Annotated in this window: 20 protein-coding genes; 10 read left to right on the plus strand and 10 right to left on the minus strand. The window is 63.6% G+C overall.

The features are described from left to right. Positions 1–3: 3 nt before the first annotated feature. The gene (gene thrC, locus CO655_RS03190) at positions 4–1,428 is read right to left on the minus strand and encodes a threonine synthase (RefSeq protein ID WP_097663750.1); all 1,425 of its coding nucleotides are present in this window, start codon (positions 1,426–1,428) and stop codon (positions 4–6) included. A gap of 2 nt (positions 1,429–1,430) precedes the next feature. Between thrC and CO655_RS33735 the strand changes: the two genes are divergently transcribed. Together CO655_RS33735 and CO655_RS03200 are read left to right on the plus strand one after the other, a co-directional pair. Then, on the plus strand, positions 1,431–1,634 hold the full coding sequence (locus tag CO655_RS33735) for a hypothetical protein (RefSeq protein ID WP_176539205.1): 204 nt from the start codon (positions 1,431–1,433) through the stop codon (positions 1,632–1,634). 57 nt (positions 1,635–1,691) lie between these two features. Beyond that, complete coding sequence (locus tag CO655_RS03200) at positions 1,692–2,339, plus strand: hypothetical protein (RefSeq protein WP_176539215.1); 648 nt, start codon at positions 1,692–1,694, stop codon at positions 2,337–2,339. 457 nt (positions 2,340–2,796) lie between these two features. Here the strand turns inward: CO655_RS03200 and CO655_RS03205 are convergent, their stop codons facing one another. Together CO655_RS03205 and CO655_RS03210 are read right to left on the minus strand one after the other, a co-directional pair. After that, the gene (locus CO655_RS03205) at positions 2,797–3,486 is read right to left on the minus strand and encodes an HAD family hydrolase (protein ID WP_097663753.1); all 690 of its coding nucleotides are present in this window, start codon (positions 3,484–3,486) and stop codon (positions 2,797–2,799) included. A 156-nt stretch (positions 3,487–3,642) separates the two neighbouring features. Continuing rightward, on the minus strand, positions 3,643–5,031 hold the full coding sequence (locus tag CO655_RS03210; protein ID WP_176539206.1) for an MFS transporter: 1,389 nt from the start codon (positions 5,029–5,031) through the stop codon (positions 3,643–3,645). Positions 5,032–5,148: 117 nt separating this feature from the next. Between CO655_RS03210 and CO655_RS03215 the strand changes: the two genes are divergently transcribed. Further along, positions 5,149–6,048, plus strand: coding sequence for a LysR family transcriptional regulator (locus CO655_RS03215; RefSeq protein ID WP_097663754.1), 900 nt, complete (start codon positions 5,149–5,151; stop codon positions 6,046–6,048). A gap of 188 nt (positions 6,049–6,236) precedes the next feature. Here CO655_RS03215 and CO655_RS03220 read toward each other — a convergent pair whose 3' ends face one another. Next, positions 6,237–6,923 (minus strand): metalloregulator ArsR/SmtB family transcription factor, encoded by a 687-nt coding sequence (locus CO655_RS03220; protein ID WP_097663755.1) that lies wholly within the window; start codon positions 6,921–6,923, stop codon positions 6,237–6,239. Between the two features lie 70 nt (positions 6,924–6,993). Between CO655_RS03220 and CO655_RS03225 the strand changes: the two genes are divergently transcribed. From CO655_RS03225 to CO655_RS03235, 3 genes are all read left to right on the plus strand, one after another. After that, entirely contained in the window at positions 6,994–7,323 is a 330-nt protein-coding gene (locus tag CO655_RS03225; protein ID WP_097663756.1) for an NIPSNAP family protein, read from the plus strand. Further along, positions 7,320–7,670, plus strand: coding sequence for an antibiotic biosynthesis monooxygenase (locus tag CO655_RS03230; protein ID WP_097663757.1), 351 nt, complete (start codon positions 7,320–7,322; stop codon positions 7,668–7,670). The genes CO655_RS03225 and CO655_RS03230 overlap by 4 nt, the downstream gene beginning before the upstream one ends. A 365-nt stretch (positions 7,671–8,035) precedes the next feature. Continuing rightward, a complete protein-coding gene (locus CO655_RS03235; protein WP_039618319.1) occupies positions 8,036–9,178 on the plus strand; it encodes a site-specific DNA-methyltransferase in 1,143 nt (380 codons plus the stop codon). Between the two features lie 98 nt (positions 9,179–9,276). On the opposite strand, the gene CO655_RS03240 is transcribed toward CO655_RS03235, so the two are convergent. The 3 genes from CO655_RS03240 to mutY are packed head-to-tail and all read right to left on the minus strand — an operon-like array spanning position 9,277 to position 11,368. Continuing rightward, complete coding sequence (locus CO655_RS03240; RefSeq protein ID WP_097663758.1) at positions 9,277–9,642, minus strand: nuclear transport factor 2 family protein; 366 nt, start codon at positions 9,640–9,642, stop codon at positions 9,277–9,279. 5 nt (positions 9,643–9,647) lie between these two features. Further along, complete coding sequence (locus tag CO655_RS03245; protein WP_097608822.1) at positions 9,648–10,262, minus strand: HAD family phosphatase; 615 nt, start codon at positions 10,260–10,262, stop codon at positions 9,648–9,650. Positions 10,263–10,264: 2 nt separating this feature from the next. Further along, positions 10,265–11,368, minus strand: coding sequence for an A/G-specific adenine glycosylase (gene mutY, locus CO655_RS03250; protein WP_097663759.1), 1,104 nt, complete (start codon positions 11,366–11,368; stop codon positions 10,265–10,267). 96 nt (positions 11,369–11,464) lie between these two features. On the opposite strand from mutY, the gene CO655_RS03255 reads away from it, so the two are divergent. The 4 genes from CO655_RS03255 to CO655_RS03270 all read left to right on the plus strand — a co-directional run bounded on the left by CO655_RS03255 (position 11,465) and on the right by CO655_RS03270 (position 17,089). Beyond that, on the plus strand, positions 11,465–11,962 hold the full coding sequence (locus tag CO655_RS03255) for a DUF721 domain-containing protein (protein ID WP_097663862.1): 498 nt from the start codon (positions 11,465–11,467) through the stop codon (positions 11,960–11,962). Continuing rightward, complete coding sequence (locus tag CO655_RS03260; protein WP_097663760.1) at positions 11,962–12,159, plus strand: type II toxin-antitoxin system ParD family antitoxin; 198 nt, start codon at positions 11,962–11,964, stop codon at positions 12,157–12,159. The genes CO655_RS03255 and CO655_RS03260 overlap by 1 nt, the downstream gene beginning before the upstream one ends. A 400-nt stretch (positions 12,160–12,559) precedes the next feature. After that, positions 12,560–13,336 carry a DsbA family protein gene (locus CO655_RS03265; RefSeq protein WP_097663761.1) on the plus strand — a complete coding sequence of 259 codons (777 nt, stop codon included), beginning with the start codon at positions 12,560–12,562 and terminating at the stop codon, positions 13,334–13,336. A 291-nt stretch (positions 13,337–13,627) separates the two neighbouring features. After that, positions 13,628–17,089: a chromosome segregation SMC family protein gene (locus tag CO655_RS03270; RefSeq protein ID WP_097663763.1), complete on the plus strand. Its 3,462-nt coding sequence runs from the start codon at positions 13,628–13,630 to the stop codon at positions 17,087–17,089. A gap of 163 nt (positions 17,090–17,252) precedes the next feature. Here the strand turns inward: CO655_RS03270 and CO655_RS03275 are convergent, their stop codons facing one another. Genes CO655_RS03275 through CO655_RS03285 form a run of 3 tightly spaced genes read right to left on the minus strand, consistent with a single transcriptional unit; the run spans position 17,253 to position 21,206 of the window. Then, positions 17,253–19,367 carry a hypothetical protein gene (locus tag CO655_RS03275; protein WP_097663764.1) on the minus strand — a complete coding sequence of 705 codons (2,115 nt, stop codon included), beginning with the start codon at positions 19,365–19,367 and terminating at the stop codon, positions 17,253–17,255. Then, on the minus strand, positions 19,360–20,439 hold the full coding sequence (locus CO655_RS03280) for a toxic anion resistance protein (RefSeq protein WP_097663765.1): 1,080 nt from the start codon (positions 20,437–20,439) through the stop codon (positions 19,360–19,362). Before CO655_RS03280 ends, CO655_RS03275 begins: the two co-directional genes overlap by 8 nt. Continuing rightward, entirely contained in the window at positions 20,436–21,206 is a 771-nt protein-coding gene (locus CO655_RS03285) for a hypothetical protein (RefSeq protein WP_245423748.1), read from the minus strand. The genes CO655_RS03280 and CO655_RS03285 overlap by 4 nt, the downstream gene beginning before the upstream one ends. Between the last annotated feature and the right edge of the window lie 34 nt (positions 21,207–21,240).

Genomic DNA, 21,240 nt, shown 5'->3' on the forward strand with positions numbered 1-21,240 from the left:
TGGCTATCTTTCTGCGCCTGCCGTCGTCTTGCCGCGGGCGTGTTTGCCGATAAAGGTTTGAACGGCTTTAAGCTCCGGTTCGATGATCTGGAAACGCTCCTCCCTTTGCATCAGACCAGCAAGCCACGTCGGAAGCGCCGGGTCAATACCGGAGGCGGATTTTACGGCGGCCGGGAATTTCGCCGGATGTGCGGTCGAAAGCGTCACCATCGGCGTATTCGGCTTCTCTTTCTTGGCGGCGACGAAGACGCCGATCGCCGAATGCGGATCGAGGAGATAGCCGGTTTCCGCATGGGTCTTGCGGATCGTCTCGGCCACCTGGCTCTCGCTGGCGCGGCCGGCGCGGAAGTCGCGGCGGATCGCCTTCAGCGCCTGCCCGCCGATCTCGAAGCCGCCCGATTGCCTGAGGCTTTCCATCGCCGCGCGCACCTTCGAGGCGTCGCGCCCATAGGCTTCGAACAGCAGCCGCTCGAAATTCGAGGAGATCTGGATGTCCATCGACGGCGAGCTCGTCGCCTTGACCGCCTTCATGTCGTAGCGGCCGGTCTTCAGCGTGCGTGTCAGAATGTCGTTCTCATTGGTGGCGATCACCAGCCGGTCGATCGGCAGGCCCATGCGCTTGGCGCAGTAGCCGGCGAAGATATCGCCGAAATTGCCGGTCGGCACCGTGAACGAGATCTTCCGATCCGGCCCGCCGAGCGCCACCGCAGTGGTGAAATAATAGACGATCTGGGCCATGATGCGCGCCCAGTTGATCGAGTTGACGCCCGACAGGTTGACCTTGTCGCGGAACGCCGCGTCGTTGAACATCGCCTTGACCAGATTCTGGCAGTCGTCGAAATTGCCTTCGACGGCGAGCGCATGCACGTTGGCGGCCGTCGAGGTCGTCATCTGCCGCTGCTGCACCGGCGAAACCTTGCCGTGCGGGAAGAGGATGAAGATGTCGGTGCGCTCGCGGCCGGCAAAGGCGTCGATCGCCGCCCCGCCGGTATCGCCCGAGGTGGCGCCGACGATCGTCGCCCTCTCGCCGCGCTTCTCAAGCGCATAATCCATCAGCCGGGCAAGCAGCTGCATCGCCACGTCCTTGAAGGCGAGCGTCGTGCCGTGGAAGAGCTCCATGACGAAGCTGTTCGGCCCGGTCTGGACGAGCGGCGCGATCGCCGGATGGCGGAAGGTGGCGTAGGCCTCGTCGATCATCGCCCGGAAGGTTGCCTCGGGGATCTCACCATTGGTGAAGGGCGACAGGATGGTGAAGGCGATCTCCTGATAGGTCTTGCCTCGCAGCGCGCGGATCTCCTTCTTCGAAAACTGCGGCCACTCCCGGGGAACATAGAGCCCGCCATCGCGCGCCAGTCCCGTCAGCAGGGCGTCGCAAAAGCCGAGGGCAGGGGCCTCGCCGCGGGTCGAGATATAATCCACGTTGGTCATCCTTGATCTATCGCTGGAAGAAATCCGGTCGGGCCGAGCCGTGGCCTGCACTGCCGGAAACCGGCAAGGGCTGCGCCTGCGGCCACACCATTGCCGTTATCTTGTTGAAGTTGCCCGCATCCGGCGGCGAAAAGTGCATCAAAACGGCGCGTACCCAATCGATTTTTGTTTGCGCCGCTGATATAGACCATCGCAAACCGTCGTGAAAGGCCTCACGGAAAAGACATGGGGCCTCCAAGAAACGCTTGTGCAAAGGGTGGAACATAGTGCTCGGCAAGGTCTCGCGTCTCATCGTCTCAGCTTCCCTTCTTGCCCTGCTCGCAGGTTGCGATACGCTTGGTACCGGTGGCGACAGCAAGCCGGAGGCGGCGCCCGCGCAGCCGAACGGCAATGCCCAGATCATGCCGCTGGCACCAGCCAACCCCTCCTCGAACAATCCTTCGATCGGCACCGCCACGACGGCGCAGGGCGCCGTCGCCCCCGTCGTCCAGGGCGCCTGCCCGCAGATCTTCCTGCGTGACCAGGATTCGATCTTCCGCACCTATGCCAAGGGCAAGAAGGACGATCCGCAGCAGATCGTCTTCCAGGCCTCCTTCGGCGATTACACCCGCCAGTGCATGCTGAACGACACCAATCTGACGATGACGGTTGTTGCCCAGCTGCGGCTCATCACCGGCCCGGCCGGCAATCCCGGCCCGGTGACGCTGCCTGTCCGCGTCACCATCCTCGATGGCGAGACCGTGCTCTATTCCGAGGTCACCAAGTTCCCCACCGAAATCCCGGCGGGCGCCCCGGGCACGCAGGTCATCTTCCGCAAGGAAGGCATCCAGATGCCGGTCGGCGCCGGCGCGCTGGTGCGCGTCAATATCGGCTTCGACACCCAGCCGGCAAAGAGCAAGAAGAGTAGCTAGGCGCCCGCCTACGTCATGCTCGGGCTTGAGCATTCGCACTTCTTCAAGTTCTTGAAGGCATCCGATTGTTCGGCAACTCGCGGCATGGGTCCTCGGGTCAAGCCCGAGGACGACGGAGTGTGGGGAAGCGTGGGCGGCAAGTGCCGTAGGTGTAGCAGTTAATCGGATTGCCGCTTGTCATTTAAGCGGCCCCACGCAATACCGTTTGCGCATTCTTTCAAAATACTCTGACGTCCCGCCTCTTGCCGGTCACTCTCCCCACCCTCCGTCATACTCGGGCTTGACCCGAGTATCCACGCCGCAAGCACTCCGCTTCAATTTGTTCGGCCGGTGGTCGCTTGCCAGTTCGATAGGAAAGAAGTGCCCGCCCGCATGGGTCCTCGGGTCAAGCCCGAGGACGACGGAGCGTAGGGGAGTGTAGGCGGCAAATAGCGAAGGAAGTGGGCAGAGATTGCCCTTAAAGCACGCCTTCCCAGGCGGCGAGCGCGGCAACCACACCCGGTAGGTCGTTCATGCGGGAGATCACTGTCTCGGCGCCGGCATCGGTCAGTTTGTCGGCGTGGGCGGGGTAGCTGTGCGAGGCGCCGGTAAAGCCGATGACGCGCATGCCGGCGGCGCGCGCCGCATGCACGCCGTGCACGGAATCCTCGACGACGACAGTTTTGTCGGGCGAGACACCCATGCGGCTTGCGCCGTGCAGGAAGATATCCGGCTTCGGCTTGACGCGATCGGGGCCGAGATCCTTGGCGGAGAAGATGTTGGGCGCAAACAGCGGCTTCAGGCCCACCTTGCCCAGCATCATGTCGAGCCGCTTCGTGCTCGAATTCGAGCAGATGCAGCGCTTCATCGGCAGTCTGGAGACGGCGAATTCGACGCCCGGTATGGCCTTGACGTCGTTCGCCAGCCTGACGTCGAGCAGCTGCTCCGACTTATCGAGCAGCGAAGCCGAAAGCGGGATGCTCGCCTCGCGCTCGATCTGCAGCAGGATATTGTGCCATGTCATGCCGGCGAAGCGCTCGCCCATTTCGTCGGCGCCGATCGGATATCCGGCTTCCGTCAACAGCGCGGATTCCACTTCCGCGGCGATGATTTCGGAATCGACGAGAACGCCGTCGCAATCGAAGATGATGAGATCGAAGCCGTCCATATGTTCACGCCTTGCTGGAAATCTGGGTCTTATCAGGGGATGCTGCGGCTTTACACGATGGCCGCCCAAAGCTCAACCTGATCCCAAGCATGGCTGCGATGCGGCAGGCGACCGGCTCGGTGACCCACTGTCACCGGATGCTCATCAAGCCGGCATTCAGGCCGCTCCAGGCTGCCCCGCCACTTCGTAACGAGCCCGGCTCAGGCTGACCAGACCGGCGATGGCAGTGCAGCCGGCTGCAATGGCGACCGCAAAGTCGAGCGCGGCCGACAAGGGCAGCGTTGCGAAAATGATCGACATCGCGACCCCGCCGAGGGTTTGGCCGAGCAGCCGCGCGGTCCCTTGCATGGCGCCTGCGGCACCACTTCTGGCTTTCGGTGCCGAAAGCAGCAGAATTCGGTTGTTGGGAGTCTGGAACAGTCCGAAACCGAGGCCGGCGACCACCGTGCCGACGAGAAATCCGATACCTCGCAGGTCGGGCGGGGTGAGGCCAGCCACCAGAAGGCCAAGCGCCATGAGCGCCCCGCCGATTGCACAAAGCCATGAGGTCTTGACCCGGTTTGCCAGACGTCCCGAGATCGGCGCGATGATCGCGGTCGCGGCAGGCCAGGGCATCATGTAGAGACCAGCCAGAACCGGCGTCATGTGTAGCCTGTGTTGGAGGTAGAAGGGCAGGGCGATGTAGCTCAGCATCTGTCCGCAGAAGCACGATACCGAGGCGATCACCGCCATGCGGAATGCCGGCGCCGCCAACAGGTCCTTGGGAAACAGAGGCGCGTCACTGTTTCGTTCCAGACGCAGCAGGCCGAAAAGGCAGGCGAGCGAGGCGGCGATGAGGGCGGCACCGCTGACCGGCGCGGTCGCTATCCGGTCGGCGCCTGAGAAGAACAGGATGAACATCAGCGTATTGGCCAGCAACGCCTTCGCCTTCAGCTTCCGTTTTGCGCCCTCAACGTGGCCGAGCAGGCCGCCGCCGAGGAGAACGATGACGCCGAGCGGTATATTGACCGCAAACAGCCAAGGCCAGGTCGTGACGGAAAGAATGGCGCCGGCAATGCCGGGGCCGGCAGCGGAAGAAATTGCGATGACCATGGCATTGATGCCGATGATCGGACCCAGCATGCGTTGCGGCAAGGCCTGCCGCAGGTTCATCATCGCCAGCGCCATGATCGCCCCCGCGCCGAGGCCCTGCGCGAAACGAGCAAGGATCAGCAAGGGCAGGTCACCCGCCAAGGCGCAGGCTGCGGAAGCTGCGGTGAACAGCGCAACGCCGATCAGGAAGACCCGCCGGGCGCCGTAGATCTCCCCAAGCGCCCCACAGGGAAGAATGGCGACGAGCACGGCCAGCTGATAGGCCGAGACGACCCATACAGTGTTATCCGCTTCCGCCTGCAGCGAGAGCGCAATCGATGGCAAGGCGACATTGGCGATCGCTCCATCCAATACGACGAGAACAACGGCCAGAAGCAGTAGGGCGACCGCCAGATAGCGTCGGGGCGATGCCAGACCGTCTTGAGAAGCCAGTGCGGTGTAGCTGACAGACATGGGAAATCCTCGGTGTGCCTGGGATAGGGACTAGTTAGACCCCGAGGACGCATTGCGCCAGACGCAACGGAAGCAATGGTCAGTTGCGCGCGGCGCCACGTATGATAGGATCGCGCCATGTCTGATCTCGATCTGAACCTTCTCGTCGCGCTGGACGCTTTGCTGGCCGAACGGAGCGTATCGGCTGCCGCACGCCGGCTTGGCCTCAGCACATCCGCCATGAGCCGGACACTGTCACGCTTGAGGACTGCGCTCGGTGATCCGATCCTGGTGCCGGCCGGCCGCGGCATGGTGGCGACACCCCATGCCCTGGCCATTGCCGAAGACGTGCATCTGTTGAAAGACGCTGTGAAAGCGGTGCTGAGCCCACCGTCGACCGTCGACATTCGGGAGGTGCGGCGCCACTTCACGATCCGCGCCAATGAAGCTTTCGTGCTTCTCTACGCCGCGGACCTGAGCGCCGCAGTGACGAACGCTGCACCGGGAATAAGGCTTCGTTTTGCGCCGAGATCCGACAAGGACGTTCAGGCTTTGCGGGAGGCGGCGATAGATCTGGACATCGGTGTGCTCCCGCGCGACAGCGGCGAGCTGCGTTGCCAGAGCCTCTTCGAGGACCGGTTTGTCGGCGTCGCAAGGGTGGGGCATCCGATTTTCGACGCAGATCGGATAACGGCCGAGCGCTATGCCGCCTGCGGCCACGTACTCTTCTCGACGCAGGCGGACTACGCCGGTCCGGTCGACAGAGCGCTCGCCGAACTGGGCTTGGCTCGGGATGCCAGACTGATCGTGCCAAGTTTCCCGGCGGTGATCGCCGTTGCAGCCTCATCCGATCTGATCGGTTCGGTTCCGAAGTCTTATTGCAGATCCGCCGCGACGAGAGAGATCAGAACTTTCGACCTGCCGGTCGCCGTGCCCGGTTTCAACATCGTCCAGGCATGGCACCCGCGCATGGACGCAGACCCCGCTCATCGCTGGCTGAGGGCGCTTATTTTCGAGACGTTCCACTCGATGAACTGAACGCGGGCAGGCTAAGATGGTCCAACTCTTCACAGAGACGCAGATGTCAGCAAGCGCTTCGAGGCCGGCCCACCTGATCCCCGAAGGCTGATTGCGCCGAGGCCATGGCTGTTCGAGGCGACATCATCTAGTCAAACGGCATCAAGCGAGCCCTGGCCGAATTGGCGCGGTTGCAGGTCTGCAACGACCTAGGTTTCGCCCGGAAACAGCTTCAGGAACTGCCGGTCGCCTTCCGGCGAGAAGAGGATCGAGCGGCTTTCGGCCGTGCGCCGCGCCCAGCCCTTGTCGAGAAAGCTCGACAGCAGCGCCTTGCCGAGGCTGCCGGCAAGATGAGCCCGCCTTTCACTCCAGTCGAGGCAGGAGCGGCAGAGAGGGCGGCGCGATGATCGGAGGTCGCCGACGTCGATGCCGATGCGCTTGAGATCGCTTTCGCCTTTTTCCGTCAGCGCCAGCCCGTCGCCGACCGCGTCGATCGCGCCTGAGGCAATCAGGCTGTCGAGCATGCGTACGCCGTAATCGCCGGCCAGATGATCGTAGCAGATGCGCGCCTTGCGCAGCGCCGGCTCCTTCGGCCCCGGCCGGTGGCGCAGATGCCCGCGCCCGGCGGCAAAGCCCATCATGCTTTCGATCAGCCGGGCGACGGCCTCGTCGGCCAGCGTGAAATAGCGGTGGCGCCCCTGCTTGCGCTGGGCAAGCAAGCCGCCGGCTTCGAGCTTGGCAAGATGCGTGCTCGCCGTCTGCACGGTGATGCCGCCGATCCCGGCAAGCTCGGTCGCCGTCAGCGCCCGGCCGCCGGTCAGCGCCGCCAGCATGTTGGCGCGGGCGGGATCGCCGATCAGCGCACCGATCTGCGCAATGTCAGGGCCTTCCTTCATACTTCGATCGTAACCGAAGCATCGCCGTCGGGCAATGTGCGAAAAGGGTGGCGAGCACAAGGAGAAACCCATGATCACCTGCTTCATCCGCTATCAGATCGACCCCTTCAAGAAGGAGGCCTTTGCCGAATATGCCCGCAACTGGGGCCAGGCAATCCCTCGGAACGGCGCCGACCTGATCGGCTATTTCGGCCCGCACGAGGGCTCGGCGACGACGGCCTACGGCGTCTACAACATCGAAAGCCTCGCCGCCTACGAAGCCTATCGCGCCAGGCTGGCCGCCGATCCGCTCGGCCGCGACAATTACGAATTCGCCAGACGCGAAGGCTTCATCCGCAAGGAGGACCGCATCTTCCTGAAAAACGTCTCCGCTCCACACGCAACGCTGGTGCTGCCATGATCGCCGTCATCTTCGAAGTCGTGCCCTATATGGGCGAACGCCATAAATATCTCGACCTCGCCGGCGAGCTGCGATCCGAGCTCGAAAAGATCGACGGCTTCATCTCGATCGAGCGTTTCGAGAGCCTGACGAACCGCGGCAAGCTGCTGTCGCTTTCCTTCTTCCGCGACGAGGAGGCGGTCCGAAACTGGCGCAATGTCGAAGCCCATCGCGCCGCCCAGCAAGCCGGCCGCGGCGGCATCTTCGCCGACTATCGCCTGCGCATCGCCAGTGTCGTGCGCGATTACGGCATGTTCGAACGCGACGAGGCGCCGGCCGATAGCCGCAAGGTGCATGATGCGGCGTGATGGTGTTTCTCCCTGGTTGGGGCACGCGCAGGAGCTCCACATTAAGCGATATTCCGGCCTGATCGGCGAGGGCGCCCCTCATCCGGCTGCCGCCACCTTCTCCCCGCGGGCGGGGCGAAGGGGATATGCCGCATCCTCTCGGTCCCTCTCCAGCGTGTCGCAGGGCACGTCCCCTCTACCCGTTTACGGGGAGAGGGTTAGGGTGAGGGGCAATCATTAGTATGAACCGGACAGCCCCATCCCCGCCGGCTCGCCTCGCCGCCGCCGAATAAATTCCCGAAATCGGCCACCCCTTCAGGCTTTGGTAACTAAGTTGCGTAACCATAACGGAGAGTTAAGCGTAAAGCGTATGAGTGAGTATCAGAATGGCATCAGTTTTTCCGCTTGCCGACCTCAAGGCCTCCGTCAAGTCGGATTCCCGGCCGGATTCTTGGGTTGACACGATCATCAAGGGCGATTGCGTCAGCGCCCTTGAAGCCTTGCCCACCCACTCCGTCGACGTGATCTTCGCCGACCCGCCATATAACCTCCAGCTCGGTGGAACGCTGCACCGTCCCGATCAGTCTCTGGTCGATGCTGTCGATGATGAATGGGACCAGTTCGCTTCCTTCGAGGCCTATGACGCCTTCACCCGCGCCTGGCTGCTGGCCTGCCGGCGCGTCTTGAAGCCGACGGGCTCGATCTGGGTGATCGGCTCCTATCACAATATCTTCCGCGTCGGCGCGACGCTGCAGGATCTGAACTTCTGGATCTTGAACGACATCATCTGGCGCAAGACCAATCCGATGCCGAATTTCAAGGGCCGCCGTTTCCAGAACGCCCATGAGACGATGATCTGGGCGAGCCCCAATGCCAAGGCCAAGGGCTATACCTTCAATTACGATGCGATGAAGGCTGCCAATGACGATGTGCAGATGCGCTCCGACTGGCTCTTCCCGATCTGCAACGGCAATGAGCGGCTGAAGGGCGAGGACGGCAAGAAGGTGCATCCGACCCAGAAGCCTGAAGCGCTGCTCGCCCGCGTCATCATGGCCTCGACCAAGCCTGGCGATATCGTGCTCGATCCCTTCTTCGGCTCGGGAACGACCGGCGCCGTCGCCAAGCGTCTCGGCCGTCACTTCGTCGGCATCGAGCGCGAGCAGGATTATATCGATGCGGCCTCCGCCCGCATCGCCGCCGTCGAGCCGCTCGGCAAGGCGGAACTGACCGTCATGACCGGCAAGAAGGCCGAGGTTCGCGTCGCCTTCAACGTGCTTGTCGAAAGCGGCCTGATCAAGCCCGGCCAGGTGCTGACCGACGCCAAACGCCGCTATAGCGCGATCGTGCGCGCCGACGGCACCGTCGCATCAGGCGGCGAGGCCGGCTCCATTCATCGTCTCGGCGCCAAGGTGCAGGGTCTCGATGCATGCAACGGATGGACCTTCTGGCATTTCGAAGACGGGCAGTCCCTGCGCCCGATCGACGATCTCAGGTCCGTCATCCGCAGTGATCTGGCAAAGGTGGAGTGAGCAGCACCTTCGCGGGATCGAAATACCTTCTTCCGGTTTCCTCCAGTTGCGGAAGAAGGCCAAGGCGCCCGGGGCTCGAACCCCGGGCGTCTTCTATTTTAGAAGTCTTTGTAGTCGGTGACGTCAACGCGGATGATGCGGCCTTCGGCATTGAAGGTGATCGTCTCCTCGCCCTCGCGGATCAGCGGCTTGCCCGTCTTGCTGTGGGTGGCGCGGAGCGACCAGACGGCCCGGCCGGACAGCGGCGTCAGGGTTTCGACAAGCGAATTTTCCGCCGTCTGATCGGGATAATCGTCGAAATAGCGCCGGAAGGCGGCCATGATCTCGTGCCGCCCGGCAAGGCTGCCGACGCCGTTCGAGACATAGGTCGCGTCCTCGGCGAAATAGCCCTCGATAACAGGGAAATCGAGGGCGTTGATCGCGGCGTGGAAGCGTTCGATTTCCTCGGCCGGGTCGAAAGCCATGGCTCTCAGACCTTCAATCCGTAGGCGGCAAGATCGCTGCGCAGCTTTTCCGCGCCCGAAAACAGCACGGCGTTCCAGCCGAAGGCCTTGGCGCCTTCGACATTGGCCGGCGCGTCGTCGATGAAGATCGTCGCCTTGGGATCGAGGCCGAAGCTCTTCGTATGCGTCTCGTAGATCGCAATATCCGGCTTGATCAGGCCGATATCGCCGGAAACGGTGACGCCGCGCGGTTTGGTCAGGAAGGGGAAGCGCTGCTGCGCCTCGCGAAAAGTGTCGGAGGCGAAGTTGGTCAGCATCGTCACGTCGCGGCCTTCGGCGATCAGCCCTTCCAGGATGGCGACGCTGTCCTCATAGGCGTGCGGCACCATCTCGTGCCAGTATTTGCGGAAGGCACGGATATGCTCTTCGCGGGCCGGATGCACGGCAATCAGCAGCGCTTCGGCTTCCGCCCATGTGCGGCCGCGGTCCTGCTCGACGTTCCAGTCATGCGTGCAGATATTGGCGAAAAACCAGTTGCGCTCGGTCTCATCGGGAATGAGGCGGGCGAAGGGAAGATGCGGATCGTAATGAATAAGGACTTTGCCGATATCGAAAACGATATGTTTTATTTCAGGGGTCATGTTTATGCCTTGGATGTTTTGAACGCGAGAGGAATAGCCGCTGCGATCGCTTTTTTCATGACGGTCGGCAAGGCCTGCGCCTCAAGATTTGTAACCGGCTCCCACCATTCGTCATTCACGCCACCATTCGGCTGCGGCTTTGCGGCGATTGCGGTGCGCCAGATCGACAGCCGCAGCTCGAAATGGGTGAAGACATGGATGACGGTGCCGCAGGCCTGCCAGGCCGCGTCGAAGGGCGCGGCTGCGGCTGAGGTTTCGCCGTCGACGCGCGCCGTCCAGGCCGTCGTCGGCACCTCGGTCATGCCGCCGAGCAGGCCGCTTTCGGCCCGCCGCCTGAGCAGGATTTCGCCATCGGCGGTGACCGCGACGAAGGCGGCGCCCTGGCGAACCGGCTTTTCCTTCTTCGCCGCCTTGACGGGAAAGAGCTCGGGATCGGAAAGCTTCAGCGCCTGACACGATCCCCGGAACGGACAGAGCGAACAGGCCGGCCGCTTCGGCGTGCAGATCGTCGCGCCGAGATCCATCATCGCCTGGGCGAAGTCGCCGGGGCGGGACACCGGTGTCATCAGCGCCACCTTGTCCTTCATCACGGGCTTGGCGGCCGGAAGCGGCGCCTCGATCGCATAGAGCCTGGAGATCACCCGCTCGACATTGCCGTCCATGACGGCCGCCTGCCGGTTGAAGGCGATGGCGGCGACGGCGGCTGCCGTATAATCGCCGATGCCGGGCAGCGATTTGAGGCCGGCTTCGGTATCGGGAAAGACGCCGCCATGCTCTTTCGCCACCGCTTCGGCGCATTTCTTCAGGTTGCGGGCCCGCGCGTAGTAGCCGAGCCCCGCCCAGGCGGCCATGACCGAGTCGCTTTCGGCCGCGGCGAGATCGGTGACGTCAGGCCAGCGCGTGAGAAACCGCTCGAAATAGGGTTTGACCGCCTGCACCGTCGTCTGCTGCAGCATCACCTCCGACAGCCAGACGCGATAGGGATCGGGTTTGACGCCGCGCGCCGCCATGCCGGGCGACACCCGCCAGGGCAGGTCGCGGTGATGGCGGTCGTACCAGTCGAGCAGGGGCTTTGCGGTGGGCGTGTCGGGTGTCGTGATCGTCATGATTTGCCGGGATCAGGGGAAGTGCCTATACTTGGCGAAGCAATGGCGCGTGATCAAGGCGGCCGCGCCGATTGGCAGCCGTGCCCAAGGGTTTCGATGAGTTATCCACGCAAAGATGTAAAGCAGATTTCCGAGCTGGCGAACGGGCTGATCGATCCCGTCCTGGCGCGCCGGGCCGGCATCAACACGGCGCTGCTCGGCTCGTGGAGCGAAATCGCCGGCGAGGATTTCGCCGATTGCACCCGCCCGGAAAAGATCGCCTGGGCCCGCGGCGGCGGCGATGACGGCGGCTTCCGCCCCGGCGTGCTGACGATCGCCTGCGAAGGCGCGCGCGCGCTTTTCCTCACCCATGCCCAGGGCGAACTCATCCAGCGCATCAACAGCTTCTTCGGCTTTGCCGCCGTCCACCAGATCCGCATCGTCCAGAAGCCGGTCTCCCAAGCCGTGCGCCGCTCCCGCACTCCACAGCCGCTGAAGGGCGAAGCCGCCCGCAAGCTCGAAGGCATGATGGAAGGCATCGAGGGCGACAAGCTGCGCCAGGCCATCCAGCGGTTGGGGACCGCGGTGATGGGCAAGCGGGGGAGTGGGCGGTGATGAGCAAGATGCCAGAGTTGACCCGTAATGCCAAGACTGGGCATGGCCGGCAAGTGGACGCGAGCGATGAAATCATGCGTCGAAAAATCCGCGAGGCGATAGATGATCCGAGTGCCGATATTGATGCCGATGCGGTTTTTGAGCGGCTGGAAAGCCGGCATGCCGAACGGATGAACACTGAGTCCTGTTCGCGCTAGTGACTGCCCCTCACCCTAGCCCTCTCCCCGTAAACGGGGCGAGGGGACGTGCCATGCGAGACGTTGGCGAGGGACCGAGAGGTTGCGGCATATCCCCTTCTCCCCGCGAGCGGGGAGAAGGTGGCGGCAGCCGGATGAGGGGCGGGCGACGATCTCCCAGAGCGCGAATCTCATGACATCGGACCCTGCTCGTGTGGTCACATTTTGGTTTTCGAGGCGGCCGCAGTACCTTCGGCCTTCCAGCGAAACTGAGAATCGCGCATTTCGGACGCCAGGTCGGGCTCTCGGTCCCATCGCGGTCACAATTCTTTGAAGGAAGTTGGTGAACCGTGGCTTGTGAGCGGCCGTCAGCCGTTATATCGCACAGTCACGCCGTCACTCTCATACCTATGGGGAACCCATGCAGATGTCCGAAATGCAACTGACGAAACGCCGCCTCCTGGGTGGCATCGCCATCGCCGCAGCTGCCGCAGCGCTTGTCGCCTGCAACGACAGCAAGGACGCTGCCGATGCTTCGTCCTCCGGCAAGACCATGGCCGATGGCGCCAATGTCGATACCATGCAGACGGCGGCGACGTCGGCGACCGGCATGCCGGAGTCAGACGGCGATGTCGACATGGCCGAGGTGCTGAAACCCGGCGCGCTGCCGGAGATGGCGCTGGGCAAGGCCGATGCTCCTGTCAAGATCGTCGAATACATGTCGATGACCTGCCCGCATTGCGCCCATTTCCACAACACCACCTTCGACACGATCAAGCAGAAATACATCGATACCGGCAAGGTGCAGTTCATCATCCGCGAATTCCCCTTCGATCCGCGCGCTGCCGCCGCCTTCATGCTTGCCCGCTGCAGCGCCGCCAATCCGGGGCAGATGAGCACGCCGGAGCAGTATTTCCCAATGGTTTCGATGCTCTTCAAGCAGCAGCAGGTCTGGGCCGCCGCCGATGATGGCCGCGCCGCGCTGCTGCAGATGTCGAAGCTGGCCGGATTTACTGAGGATAGCTTCACGAAATGCTTGACGAACCAGAAGCTTCTGGATGAAGTGAACGCCACGCGGGAAAGGGGATCCAAGGATTTCGGCGTCGACGCAACGCCAACCTTCCTCATCAATGGCAAGCGCTATTCTGGAGACATGCCGGTTGACACCATGTCGAAGCTCATCGACAGCCTCATCTGAACCGGACCGTTTCGAAACGACGGGCGACGGCGAAAGCCGTGCGCCCGTTTTTCGTTTTCAGCGCAGTTTGCTGGTGTGGCCCCCTCATCCGCCTGCCGGCACCGACCGGGGGCGAGCCACGGGTCTCGACCCGTCCTTCGGACCCCCGCTGGGGAGAAGGGGATGTGCCGCGACGTCTCGATTCCCTCTTCTCCTCAGCGGGGGTCCGAAGGACGGGTTGAGACCAGTGGCTCAACCCCGGTCGGTGCCCGTAGGGCGGATGAGGGGGCTTCCTGCCGTGGATATTTCTGCATGAAGTTCAACAAGCTGCGCTTGGTCGGCTTCAAATCCTTCGTCGAGCCGACGGAATTCATCATCGAGCGGGGGCTGACCGGCGTCGTCGGCCCGAACGGCTGCGGCAAGTCCAATCTCGTTGAAGCGCTGCGCTGGGTGATGGGCGAGAATTCCTACAAGAACATGCGCGCCTCCGGCATGGACGACGTGATCTTTTCCGGTTCCGGCAACCGCCCGGCCCGCAACACCGCCGAAGTCGCGCTCTATCTCGACAATGGCGAGCGCACCGCGCCCGCCGCCTTCAATGATGCCGACGAGATCCAGGTCACCCGCCGCATCGAGCGCGAACAGGGCTCGCTCTATCGCATCAACGGCAAGGAAAGCCGCGCCAAGGACGTGCAGCTGCTGTTTGCCGACGCCTCCACCGGCGCCCGCTCGCCCTCGATGGTCGGGCAGGGCCGCATCGGCGAGCTGATCCAGGCGAAGCCGCAGGCCCGCCGCCAGTTGCTCGAAGAGGCGGCCGGCATTTCAGGCCTGCATTCGCGTCGCCATGAGGCCGAACTGCGCCTGCGCGCCGCCGAAACCAATCTCGAACGTCTCGACGACGTCACCTCGCAGCTCGAAAGCCAGATCGAGAGCCTGAAGCGGCAGGCCCGCCAGGCGAACCGCTTCAAGACGCTGTCGGCCGATATCCGCGGCCGCGAGGCGATGCTGCTGCATATCCGCTGGGTGCAGGCCAAGGAGGCGGAAGCCGAGGCCGACAGCGCGCTGAACCAGGCGACATCAGTCGTCGCCGAAAAGGCGCAGATGCAGATGGAGGCGGCAAAAAGCCAGGGCATCGCCAGCCTGAAGCTGCCGGAACTGCGCGAGGGCGAGGCGCGCGCCGCCGCCGCGCTGCAGCGCCTGCAGATCGCCCGCAGCCAGCTCGAAGAGGATGCCGGCCGCATCCTGCGCCGCCGCGACGAGCTGACCCGCCGTCTCGCCCAGCTGGCGGAAGACATCCGCCGCGAGGAGCGGTTGGTCGCCGACAATGCCGTCATCCTCGCCAAGCTCGACGCCGAAGAGGCCGAAATAGCGGAAATCCTCGCCGATTCCGGCCGTTATGCCGAGGAAACCCGCGAGGCTTTCGAGGGCGCGGCGGCAAAGCTTGCCGACAGCGAGCGCATCTTCACCCAGCTGACCGCCGAGCGCGCCGAGGCTGCTGCCGGCCGCAACCAGCTGGAGCGCGCCATCCGCGATCTCGCCGACCGCCGCATGCGCCTCGAACGGCAGATGAACGAGGCGAATCAGGAACTTGCGGCCATCGGTGAAAAGATCGCCGGCCTGCCCGATCCCGACGAGAAGCGCGCCATCGTCGAGGCCGGCGAAATTGCGCTGGCCGACGCCGAAGCCGCCGTCCAGGGCATCGAGCAGGCGCTGGCCGCCGCCCGCCAGACCGAAGCGCTGTCTCGTGCACCGGTCGAGCAGGCTCGCTCTGGCCTCAATGCCATCGAAACCGAGGCCCGCACCATTTCTCGCATGCTCGCCGCCGGTGCGGCCGCCGGCAAGTTTCCGCCCGTCGCCGACGAGCTGAAGGTCGATCGCGGCTTCGAAACCGCACTGGGGGCTGCGCTCGGCGACGATCTGGAATCGCCGCTCGATGCCGAGGCGCCGGCCCATTGGTCGGAGAATGGCGATGGCGCCGGCGATCCCGCGCTTCCCGCAGGCGCCACACCGCTGTTGACCCATGTCCGGGCGCCGGCCGCGCTCACCCGCCGCCTGCGTCAGATCGGCCTGGTCGATGAGGCCGAAGCGCAAGCGCTGATGGCGGCGCTGAAGCCCGGCCAGCGGCTGGTGACGAGAGAGGGCGCCGTCTATCGCTGGGACGGCCATGTCGCCGGCGCCGATGCCCCGAGCGCTGCCGCCTTGCGCCTTGCCCAGAAAAACCGCCTGGCCGAGCTCGAAGGCGAGGCGGCGATCGCCCGTGACGTGCTTGCCGAAGCCGAGGAACGGCAGACGGCGGCTGCCGAGGCGATCCGGGTGGAAGAACGCAAGCTTGCCGAAGCCCGCGACATGAGCCGGCTTTCGGCGCGTCATCTCGCCGAAGCGCGCGATGCGCTGGCCGCGGCCGAGCGGGCCTCCGGCGATCTGATCCGCCGCCGCGATGTCGTCAGCGAGGCCGTCAGCCAACTCGGCGCGCAGCTGGAGGAGATCGGCGTCCAGGAGGAAAATGCCCGCATCGAGCTGGAGGACGCGCCCGATCTCACCGCGATCGACGAGCGGCTGCGCTTCCAGCAGGCGGAGGTGGCGACCGATCGTGGCGCGCTCGCCGAGGCCCGTGCCCGCCATGAAAGCCTCGCAAGGGAAAACGAGGCCCGCCAGCGCCGCATCATGGCGATCGGCCAGGAGCGCGAGACCTGGCGCCAGCGGGCGGCAAGCGGCGAAGATCATGTCGCCACGCTGCGCGAGCGCGAGGAAGAGGCACGCGAAGAGGCGGCCGAACTGGAAATGGCGCCGGATGAATTCGACGACAAGCGCCGGGCCCTGCTCTCCGAATTGCAGAAGGCCGAGGAGGCGCGGCGTAATGCCGGCGATCTCCTGGCCGAGGCCGAACGCATCCAGCGCGAGGCCGACCACAAGGCGGCAACGGCGCTCTCCGAGCTTGCCGAATGCCGCGAACGCCGCGGCCGCGCCGAAGAGCGCCTGGTCTCGGCCCGCGAGAAGCGGCAGGAAAGCGAAAGCCGCATCCGCGAAGTGCTGAACGTACTGCCGCACGAGGCGCTGCGGCTCGCCGGTCTGCAGCCGATGCAGGCGCTGCCCGATCCGCGCGAGGTCGAGCGCGAGCTGGAGCGGCTGAAGATGGAGCGCGAGCGGCTCGGCGCCGTCAACCTGCGCGCCGATGAGGAACAGAAGGAGCTGAGCGAAAAGCTCGAAGCGCTGATCAAGGAGCGCGACGACGTCATCGATGCGATCCGCAAGCTGCGCGGCGCCATCCAGAGCTTGAACCGCGAAGGCCGCGAACGGCTGATCGCCGCCTTCGACGTCGTCAACGCCCAGTTCCAGCGGCTGTTCACCCATCTGTTCGGCGGCGGCACCGCCGAACTTCAGCTGATCGAATCCGATGATCCCTTGGAGGCCGGCCTCGAAATCCTGGCCCGGCCGCCCGGCAAGAAGCCGCAGACCATGACGCTGCTCTCCGGCGGCGAGCAGGCGCTGACGGCAATGGCGCTGATCTTTGCCGTCTTCCTCACCAATCCGGCGCCGATCTGCGTGCTCGACGAGGTGGACGCGCCGCTCGACGACCACAATGTCGAGCGCTACTGCAACCTGATGGACGAAATGGCGGCCTCCACCGAAACCCGCTTCGTCATCATCACCCACAACCCGATCACCATGGCCCGCATGAACCGCCTCTTCGGCGTCACCATGGCCGAACAGGGCGTCTCCACCCTCGTCTCCGTCGACCTGCAGACGGCCGAACGCCTGCGCGAGTTTGCGTGAGGTTTGCGTGGCGGCTGTGGATCAGAGGCTCAAGGCTTGGGATGACGGAGATTGAGGGGACGGAGCTGCAAGAGGCGCGGACCGGTCGGACGCGTCGCGGCATTGGTCTCCGGCCCTCCTGCGGGTTGACCGGTGGCTCTTTGCTTCCGCGCCGGAGCGCGATCTACAGCTGATATCGGCCGCGCTCTTCCAGAAGGGCTTCGATCCGGCGGCGCCGGGCCACGGCGATGGCGACCAAGGGTGTGACAAGCATCGCGAGCCCCAAGCTTCCGATCGAAAGCGCCAGCAGCCACCTTCCCAACCGCCGCACCAACGACGGAAAATCGGCATTGAGCCAATCCATCGCATTCGCAGTGTAACCATTGGCCGAGACCCAATCCCGCATCAGCGCCAAGCGCTCGCCATGAACTCCGGCATACAAAACCTTCATCTCGCTGACCTGGTTGAGGAATTTCGCGGTATCGACGACATTGCCCTCGAGATAGGCGATCTGCGCAAGCGTATAGGCCGCGAGTGAAGCATCGATCTCCATCGGCGGAACGGGGGAAGGGGACTTGCTTTCCGCCGCGATCGACCCACGAAGATTGACGTCCAGACCTCCGACACTGTCGGTGACGGGCTGTGGGAGGGCTATGAGCCCGCCGTTGGGCCGGCCGGCAGCAAGATCCAGTTTCGAACGCAGGCCCTGCGAGAATTGCTGGGGCAGGGCTTCACGAAGCGAGTGCTGGGCAAATCGAAAATCATCGATTGTGAAGAATGCGACGAAAGCCATGGTGGTCAGCGCGCCGAGATATCGCAATCGGCGCGTGGCAAGAACAATCGCGGCAAGGCATATCGGATATTTGAGCCAGTTCAGCAATATGGGCCCGGCTGTCCAGTCGTCAGCGCCGGCCCTGACAGTAACGCCGTTCTGCTGCGCATAATCGGCAGTGCTTCCGGCAAGTGCCACAAAATGGAAGGCGGTGTTATCAGCCGCCTCAGGCAGCCAGATCCAATAGGCCCCGAAAGCTGACAGCCCTGCAAACGCCAGAAGCCCAAGGATGAGCAGAAAGTAGCCGCGGGCGCGGGAGGCGATTGCGTCGATCGCGTGCTCGCCATTGGCGATCGAAGACGGTTTGGGCAGTTTATTTGCGCTGCGGCTGCCGAACACGCCTGCCGCGCGCTTGACCGCGCCTTGCAGGTTGGCACGGCGTTGTTGCAGCTCGCGCTCGATCGACAAAACCCTTCGGCTCCGGCGCGCAACCCACCAGCCGAGCCCATTCGTCAGCGGGGCGGCGATCGCAAAGATCAGCGCGGCCGAAAGCAGCAGATATGCCTTTTGCGATTGAGCGGCATTGTCGGCCAGGAATTTTTCGCGTGCCTGCGGCCCAAATCCGCCGGAGGCGAGCGCAAAGTTCCGTATCGCCTGAAAACGGGTCTGATCGAAATTGTTCAGAAGGAAGCCGCTTGTTTCCAGCTTGTCGAGTGCGGCCGCGGCAGCAGCGCTATTGCCACGAAAGGCCGCCGCCTGTGCCAGGAAATACGGCACGATCTTCTCGTTTCCGTCATTTCCATCCGGTTGCGCCCGGTGATCCCGGTTCGCATCAGCGGCAGCCTGGTAGACGTTTGCAGGCAAATCGGACGGGCGGATCACCCTGTATTTTTCATAGGTCGGCCGGGCACTGAAATGCCGGGGAAGATCGTACATCAGTCCGCCGACAATAGGGGTACCCGGAATGCCGACGGCAATAATGGCAATGATCGCGGGGCGGGAAAGCGGAGCGTGAAACACCAGGGCAATGAATGCAAACAAGGCGAACCCAAAGGGGGCAAGTAATTCTGCCCGTCCGAACATTCCCCAGCGTATCAGAAAGAACACGACTGCCAGACCCGTGAAAAACCAGCGCCCCTTGATGATCGTGCCAGCTGTCGCAAGGACCAGGATGGCCGAGACATATTGTGAGAGATAGGGGAGCGTCCAGAGCCCGGTCTGAACTGAAGAGTTCGTGGATTTGACGCCTGACAGGCCAAGGGCATTGGTGAAGCCGTCGAGCACATAAATCGAACCGTCCAGTATCCGCAGGTCGGTCGGATCGGATGGCCGTGCGCAGGCCGCTGCGAAGAGCAGCATGAAGGCGATGAAAGCCGATCCCTGTGCCAGCAGCGATAACAGATTGGACTGGCGGCCCAGTCCGGCATGTTCTTCTTCACAGGTCTGATCGATCTTTCCCGGTATGGAAGCCGGCGCAGACGAGTCCGTGCCGGCAATACGCCGGCCGAAAGCTGAGGCGTCAGCCACCGTCAGCTCCGGCGGCCTTCACGCCGGACAGCATCTCGCCGCGAAGGCGTTCGAGTTCGCCGATCGCCTGACGACGGTCCGTCGCCCCCTTCTCATGGGCATCGCGAACGTCTGACAGCGTGAGCAGGATCTTGTCGTGAACGTGCTGAAGCGTTTCCACGTCGACGACAAGGCGCTGGTTGGATTTCGCCGTCGCCACGGAATTCTGGTGCAAGAGCTCGGCGTTCCTGCGCATGATGTCGTTGGTCGCGCTGTCGATGCTGTCTGCCAAAGCGACGGCGCTTTTCTGCTCGTCGAGCGTCAGGGCCAGCATGAAGGCGCGTTTCCATGCCGGCAAGGTCAACTGGCGGATCGTCTGGAACTTGTCGACGAGTGCGAGATTGTTTGCCTGAATGATGCGAACCATCGGCAGGGTCTGCATGGCCGCATGCTGAAGCACACGCATATCGTCCGCCCGCTTCGAAAGCTGCTGACGGTTTGCTTCGAGCACGGCCAGATATTCGCTCGAGGCGAGGTCGCCGGAGGCGCCGTTCTGGCGGCCGATCTCCGCCTCCATGTCGCGAAGCCGCAAGTCGATTGCCTGGACGTGCTGGCCAAGCGCGGCATATTCGGCGCGAACGCCCTCATACATCAGCTGGTAGTCTTGATTTCGCCGCGACAGCGTCTGGGCCGTCGTCTCGATTTGCGCCACGAGCTTGTCGACCTGGCCTTTGACGGTATCGAACCGGGCGACGGCGCGTTCCTTCGTACGGGCGATCCGCTTCAGGAGGCCGCCGATAACAGGAATTCGTCCGACCGAACTGTCGAGTGACGACAGGTTGAATTGCTGCGCCGCAAGGACGATCTCGTTCAGTTGCGCCCCGGTGCCGTCGAGGTCGGTCGCCCGCGCCGTTTGCAGGATCTCATCGGCATACTGGGACGAGCGTTCGGCGACTTCCCGGCCGAACTGCTGGATCGAGAGCGCCGACTGCAGGTCGATCGTGGCCGCCAGACGCGCAACTTCCGGATCGATCTGATGGTCGCTGACGGCCGCACTTTGAGTGTCGTGCAATGGCAATGCTGCCTTGATCATTCTTGTCCAACCCTCTTCAGGAAGCCTATGAGATTGCTGTGGGCATCGAGAAACGCAATTGCGGCGGAACCGCGCGGTCTTACGGCCTCGCCGTGAATGATCGCCAGCGCGTTCCGCTGCCAAAGAGGCAACAATAGCGTTTCGATGTCGGTGAACCTGTCGAGCAACGAAGCAAGCACAGTGGCCGAGAGCTCGATCTGCTGGATCGTCAGCGCGTTGGCCGCCTCCATTGCCATGATATTGGCAAGGCGTCGTTCAAACCTGGCGACGAGAGAAAGGTCCGAGCCGCTCGACTGCGAAAGGAGCCGCCTGCCATCCGATATTACGCCGGCAAGACGCTCCTGCTCGTCGGTAAGTTCTAATCGCGTTTGATCAAAAATTTCCCGGGTGCGTTTGCCGATCTGTGCCGCCCGGCTCAGCTGCCGGACGAGATCGGTGACCCGGTGGCTGGCAAGCTCGAACTTCAGACGGGCTTCGACGGCGGCGCCGGTGAACCGGCCGATCGGTCCCTGCTTGCGCAGCATCTTCTGGAGGTCGATATCCTCCAGCATGTCAACCAGCTCATTCGCAAAACTGCGGATGTCGCGGGCCGGGGCCGAACTCAGGATATCATTGTTCATCTTCGGCGAGCGGGCCGCCATATCAAGGGCTGCGATCGCGTTGTCGTCGATCACCTGCGGCAGAGCGGGCTGCTCTTCCACATGGTCTGCAGTCGGCACATTGTCCGCACTGGAATGGAAATACTTGGCGCCGGAGGCAGTCACCATTGGGCTCACAGATACTGGTTTCGAGCCGCAATCT

The organism is Rhizobium sp. M1, assembly GCF_002531805.1.
Classification (GTDB): Bacteria; Pseudomonadota; Alphaproteobacteria; order Rhizobiales; family Rhizobiaceae; genus Rhizobium; species Rhizobium etli_C.